This is a genomic window from Marinilabiliales bacterium, assembly GCA_007695015.1.
Taxonomy (GTDB): Bacteria; Bacteroidota; Bacteroidia; order Bacteroidales; family PUMT01; genus PXAP01.
This window is the reverse complement of the sequence record REEN01000008.1, coordinates 1-5,105: the sequence shown is the minus strand read 5'-3', so window position 1 is coordinate 5,105 and position 5,105 is coordinate 1. Positions and strand designations below refer to the sequence as shown.

At 52.3% G+C, this 5,105-nt stretch carries 5 protein-coding genes; 3 read left to right on the top strand and 2 right to left on the bottom strand.

Annotation, left to right across the window (positions count from 1 at the left end):
- Positions 1–60 precede the first annotated feature (60 nt).
- Positions 61–2,904: a hypothetical protein gene (locus tag EA408_00180; GenBank protein TVR75552.1), complete on the bottom strand. Its 2,844-nt coding sequence runs from the start codon at positions 2,902–2,904 to the stop codon at positions 61–63.
- Between the two features lies 1 nt (position 2,905).
- On the opposite strand from EA408_00180, the gene EA408_00175 reads away from it, so the two are divergent.
- Positions 2,906–3,145: a hypothetical protein gene (locus EA408_00175; protein ID TVR75551.1), complete on the top strand. Its 240-nt coding sequence runs from the start codon at positions 2,906–2,908 to the stop codon at positions 3,143–3,145.
- Between the two features lie 4 nt (positions 3,146–3,149).
- Here the strand turns inward: EA408_00175 and EA408_00170 are convergent, their stop codons facing one another.
- Positions 3,150–3,497, bottom strand: a complete 348-nt coding sequence (locus tag EA408_00170; GenBank protein ID TVR75550.1) for a translation initiation factor — start codon at positions 3,495–3,497, stop codon at positions 3,150–3,152.
- Between the two features lie 226 nt (positions 3,498–3,723).
- Here EA408_00170 and EA408_00165 point away from each other — a divergent pair, with 226 nt between their 5' ends.
- Both EA408_00165 and EA408_00160 read left to right on the top strand, forming a co-directional pair.
- Positions 3,724–4,575 carry an SPFH domain-containing protein gene (locus tag EA408_00165; protein TVR75549.1) on the top strand — a complete coding sequence of 284 codons (852 nt, stop codon included), beginning with the start codon at positions 3,724–3,726 and terminating at the stop codon, positions 4,573–4,575.
- 135 nt (positions 4,576–4,710) lie between these two features.
- The gene (locus EA408_00160) at positions 4,711–4,989 is read left to right on the top strand and encodes an Arc family DNA-binding protein (protein ID TVR75548.1); all 279 of its coding nucleotides are present in this window, start codon (positions 4,711–4,713) and stop codon (positions 4,987–4,989) included.
- Positions 4,990–5,105 lie beyond the last annotated feature (116 nt).

The window sequence follows — 5,105 nt, the reverse complement described above, 5'->3', positions numbered from 1 at the left end:
CTGCCCGGGGCAATGTCAACACAGCAATCCTCCTGCGGCAGATGTAAATCTTAACCCTGCCTAAAATATATTGATGTCCATACTCATGGAAAAGAGGGGCGAGGTCTTTTCCCTTTCGGGGATATGGGCAAAACCGATGCTCATATTGAAGGGGAACACCAACCTGAACAGGTGAAAACCGGCCGTTATATCGGCTCCATATGAGAAGAGCCTTTCGTCCTGCCATTCAACCCTGCGTGCTGTTGCATTGTAAACCCTCAGGCTGTTCACTCCTCCTGCGGCAAATACCCCGGCATGAAGGCGTTTCAGATAAAGCACACCCGGGATGGAGAGATCAGGATACAAAAACGGGAAAGAGTACTTTCCGCTGATCAGCCGGAGGCGGTCACTTTTCTCCCGTTCATAACCAGGCGGGAAGCTGACAAGTCCGGTATAATAATATTTTACAGGTTCCTGGCCCTGACCGGCAGCATCCAGCCGGATGCTGTGATGCGGCATCAGTCCGGGAAACCAGAGAGTAACCTCCACAGCATTTATCGATCCCAGGTTCTCCGATTCAAAAGGTGAACCGATCCGTCGCCACCGGAAAACCTGTCCCCACGGCGGTGCAATGTCGCGGTAGCTTCTTCTCCGGTAACGGTAGGCCAGCAACCTTGTCTCAATTGTTGTCATACCCCTTTTGTAAAGGTCGTCATCTTCATAATGATAGAGGTCATTACGGTAACTGATACGCATCAACGGCTCCAGTCCCCCGACATAACGCCCGGATGAGAGGTTCAGGGGCAGATATGCGGTTCCTTTGAGGTTCAGCCTGCCGTATGAGATGCCGTTTTGCGGTCCCACGGTATCCCTCCCGGTGTATACAAGCGGCTCATCACCGTAATCAAAACCTGCTTCCATTACAGGATACCACCCCTTGTAGACCAGGTTTCCGTGGGTAACATGCCGCCCCTCCCTGTATGAATAGCCAATGAAGGTGTTGGCGGTATTAAGCAGGTTTTGCGACAGTAATGTGACACCGGGATAGACGGTCTGCCCTTCGATATTCAGGTCGCTGTAATCAAAATAAAATGGTGACCAGCTGTGAAACCGGAAAAGGTTGAGCCCCTTCCTGTATGGAGCGGACTGCCACAAGGTGCTGTCCTGAACGGCACCAGACATTATTCCCTTTTCATGAGAAGCCAGCATGGCAGGCAGTCCGCCGTCATCCAAATCCCGCACCTGACCGGGACCGGTTTCAACCGGATTGAAGCGAACGGTTACAAGGTCATACCCATCGGCTGTATAATCTGAATATACGATCTGGCCACTGCCGGAAGAGAGATTACCGTCAAAAGCCCCGAATCGTGAAGAGGTGAGCCGGTAAAGCCGCCGGCTATGCCGGTCGAGGGCAAACAGGTCATCTTTGCCGGCATGATCTGAACGGAAGCAGATATAGCTTCCGGCTATAAAAACAGAAGAGATATTCACAAACGTGGGTTCAAGAACAGTTTCCCACCGGCCGTTATCCCGGTCAAACATTGTTATTCCCATACCCTCGTGCGAGGTAAATGTCATAAAAACCTGCCTTCCTGCCGGATCAATTGCCGGCACCTGTATCGCAACTTCTCCGGGTGCAGGATGCCTGCCGGCCACTTCGCCGGTAACGGAATTGATAAAAACCAGGAAATGGCGGTTCTGCAGGTCGACCTCCACTGCCCCCAGGAAGAGTCCGTCAGGGGCAAAAACCGGGGAGAAGTACCTGCCTCCGTTACCTATACTCCATCTCCTGCCGGTATCTGTATCCAGCACCCTGATAACGGAATAGCTTCGCAGACCCCATCTTATATCAGGTTGAAATTCAGACCATGCCAGGCGGCTTCCCCGAAAGGTAAACGAAGGTGCTGAGAGAATCCCGGGAGAATGAAGCGGCTTCTCCGTGCCGTCCATATTGACAACGACAAATTCATTTGTTTGCGCAATGCCCGATTTAAGGGCGATAACCGACGAATCGCCGATCCACAGGGGATGCCGGTAGCTTGTAAAAAGTTCACTGTCGCGATGGTTGATGATCCGGCCCTCTTCAACCCTGCCCGGTTCATGCTCACTGCCCCACTCCTTCCTGAGCCTGGCCAGGGTCTTCTCATGCAGCCCGGAAAGATCTGTCCCGGTCTGCCTCCTGAGTGATGTTGCAAAGGGTGCGGGATGGTAAGGTCTCCGTGCCAGGTATTCAAGGGTGTTGGTCCAGATCTCAGGTCCATATTCAGCCCTCAGTTTCCCAACCATCTGGTAACCATATGTGTAATGGTCGGGTACATAATCCCTGAAAGAGCGGAAGAGGAATTTGTCATAGCTGTACTGTCCTGGTTTGCTCAACAGAAGGGCCCTCAGGGGCATGTCAAACGAAGAAGCGCGCCCCCGCCCTGCCAGGGTGAGCGCCGTCTCTGCAGCAACGGCATCGCCTTCGAGGAACCACAACGGCAACCGTCCTGCCCCGAGGCCGTGAGCCTGTTCTCCCAGCAGGAATGAGAGGGCCCTGGTGGTGCCGCGGTTAAGCCTGTCAATCTGCACCACATGCCTCTGCTCATGTACTGCAAGTTGAAGCAGCCAGTCGCTGCTCCGCGAATCCTGTGGCGGCACGGGATATAGTTCCATACGCCTGGGCGCCCATGATACCAGTCCGTTTGACCGGGCATTGTGGTTGTGCACGATCACGGGGATTTTGCGGGGACTGTGATCAAGCGAATAGCCGGTCAGATGCCGTGCTTCCTCAAGCAGTGATGCCAGCCGGTGTGCATGATCACCAAATGTTACCGGATAAATAATCCGGAAATTACCGGTGTTGATCTGTGCCCAGGGGACTGATGCAGGCGGCTGGCCGGTTTCAAAAAACTGGCCTTGCAGGCATTGCGCCGAAAGCAGCAAAATGCAAACAGTAAAAAGCCTGCAGCTCATTACGCTTCTGGCACAGGGCACAGATAAGATTCTCATGGTTACTTTCAGGTTTAAACCACATTACATAAGGCAGACCCTGCCGAAGTCGCCCCCGGGAATTTCCCTTGCGGCCACAACAGCCGCAAGAGCGTCATTACCTGTTTCATCTCAAAAGGCAGCTGGCTCCGGACAGTATGCATCTGCCGCTGCATGTGCCATTGCATCAACCTGACCTTTCAGCCGCCGGCCCTTTTGACCCTGAACCCTTCTGTCGAAAGTATCTCTACAACCCTGTCGCGAAAATCACCCTGGATAAGTATCTCTCCCTCTTTAGCCGAGCCGCCTGTACCAAGCTTGTTTTTCAACAATTTCCCAAGTTCTGCCAGGTCCTTGTCACTGCCTGTAAAACCGGTAACCAGTGTTACCAGTTTGCCCTTTCTCTGCTTTCTGTCCAGCCACACCCGCAGGTCCTGCTCATGAGGGGGGGGTGTTTCATCCGCTCCCAAATCACCGGTTTTGTAACTGAAGCCGGGGTCAGTTGAATATACTACTCCTTTTCGCTTTTTCCAGTTGCTTTTTGACATAGTTCTTCCGTTTGAGTTTCAGTGGCCGGAATTGCATGGCCTTGTCAGCTTTACCGGAAAGCACTTCCGGCCAAAATATCTTTGTTAACGTAAATACCTAATCTGGTGCAAATTTCTGCTTCATGTGCAAATTTAACCGAAAATATTTGGAAAAATAAAAATCTTGTCATATCATTGTGATATCATATTGATATCACTAACGGAAATTAACCTAATATCAATTATCATGGAAAAAGAAAAGAAACTTCCCCCCTACATGGGGTATCCCGGGGCCATCATTGCACTGGCCCTGTTTATCGGCCCTATTCTGCTGGCCGTGTATGTAAGCCCCTGGTGGCTGTTCCTGCTGATTGCCGATGGTTTCTGCTGGATGGGACTGCTTGTGGTCAACCCTAACCAGAGTGCCGTGCTGGTGCTTTTCGGAAAATACTCCGGAACCATTAAAAAGAATGGCTTCTACTGGATAAACCCATTCTTCGATAGGAAGATCATTTCGCTGAGGGCCAGGAACCTCAACTCAGAGCCGATCAAGGTGAACGACAAACTGGGTAACCCGGTCATGATAGGGATCGTGCTGGTGTGGCGCGTTGCAGATACATTCAAGGCTGCCTTCGAGGTTGACGATTTCATCAGGTTTGTCGACATACAGAGCGAGGCAGCCATAAGAAAGCTGGCAGGCTTTTACCCGTATGACAATTTTGATGATGCCGAGGCAGATATTTCATTGCGATCAGGTGGCGAAGAGGTAAACAACGAGCTGGAAAACGAGTTGAAGGACAGGCTAAAGATAGCAGGCATCCATGTAATGGAGGCGCGCATTGCCTACCTGGCCTATGCCTCTGAGATAGCCGGGGCAATGCTGCGCAGGCAGCAGGCGTCGGCCGTGGTGGCCGCCCGCCAGAAGATCGTCGAGGGAGCCGTAAGCATGGTTGACCTGGCGCTCGCCCGTCTCTCAGAAAAGGATATTGTCAGCCTCGATGAAGAGAAAAAAGCAACCATGGTAAGCAACCTGATGGTGGTGCTCTGCTCCGACAAGGATGTGAGTCCCGTTATAAACACCGGGTCGCTATACCAGTAAACGGCGACAGCCGCTTTCCCGGGTGGCTGTGCGCTTCATGTTTCCCAATTGTATCTGCCGGGCTGATTATCTGCATCCTGCAACGGGACAGGGAACCCACCCGGCAGATCAGTATTAAAACCAAGCAATTTTAAAATGTCCAAAAAGAAGCCATTTGTACTGAGGTTGAGCCCCGAGATGATGAACGCCCTCGAAAAGTGGGCGGCCGATGAGTTCCGCAGCGTGAACGGGCAGATTGAGTGGATAATAAACCGTGCACTGAGAGAGTCGGGCAGGCTCAAAAAGAGTGATGAAGGGCCCAGGCCGGAGCAGGGAAGCGCCGGGCGGCAACAGGCGCGATCAGGAGGGCAGCAGGCGGTACCGGGGCGGGAAGAGGGCGAGGGCCCGGACAGTGTTAAAAAGAACAATAATTAAAACATTTTGCCATGGACGCAGGATACAGTGAAAGACTGATAATGCACGCCCACTACCCGAAAAAACCGGTCTATTTCAATACAACGGCACTCAAATACGTGCATTTCTACGCCTGC

Bases quoted from the DNA above. Each gene is read 5' to 3' on its own strand.
- EA408_00170 (TVR75550.1), bottom strand. From the start codon at position 3,497: ATGTCAAAAAGCAACTGGAAAAAGCGAAAAGGAGTAGTATATTCAACT.
- EA408_00160 (TVR75548.1), top strand. From the start codon at position 4,711: ATGTCCAAAAAGAAGCCATTTGTACTGAGGTTGAGCCCCGAGATGATG.
- EA408_00165 (TVR75549.1), top strand. From the start codon at position 3,724: ATGGAAAAAGAAAAGAAACTTCCCCCCTACATGGGGTATCCCGGGGCC.
- EA408_00175 (TVR75551.1), top strand. From the start codon at position 2,906: ATGCAAACAGTAAAAAGCCTGCAGCTCATTACGCTTCTGGCACAGGGC.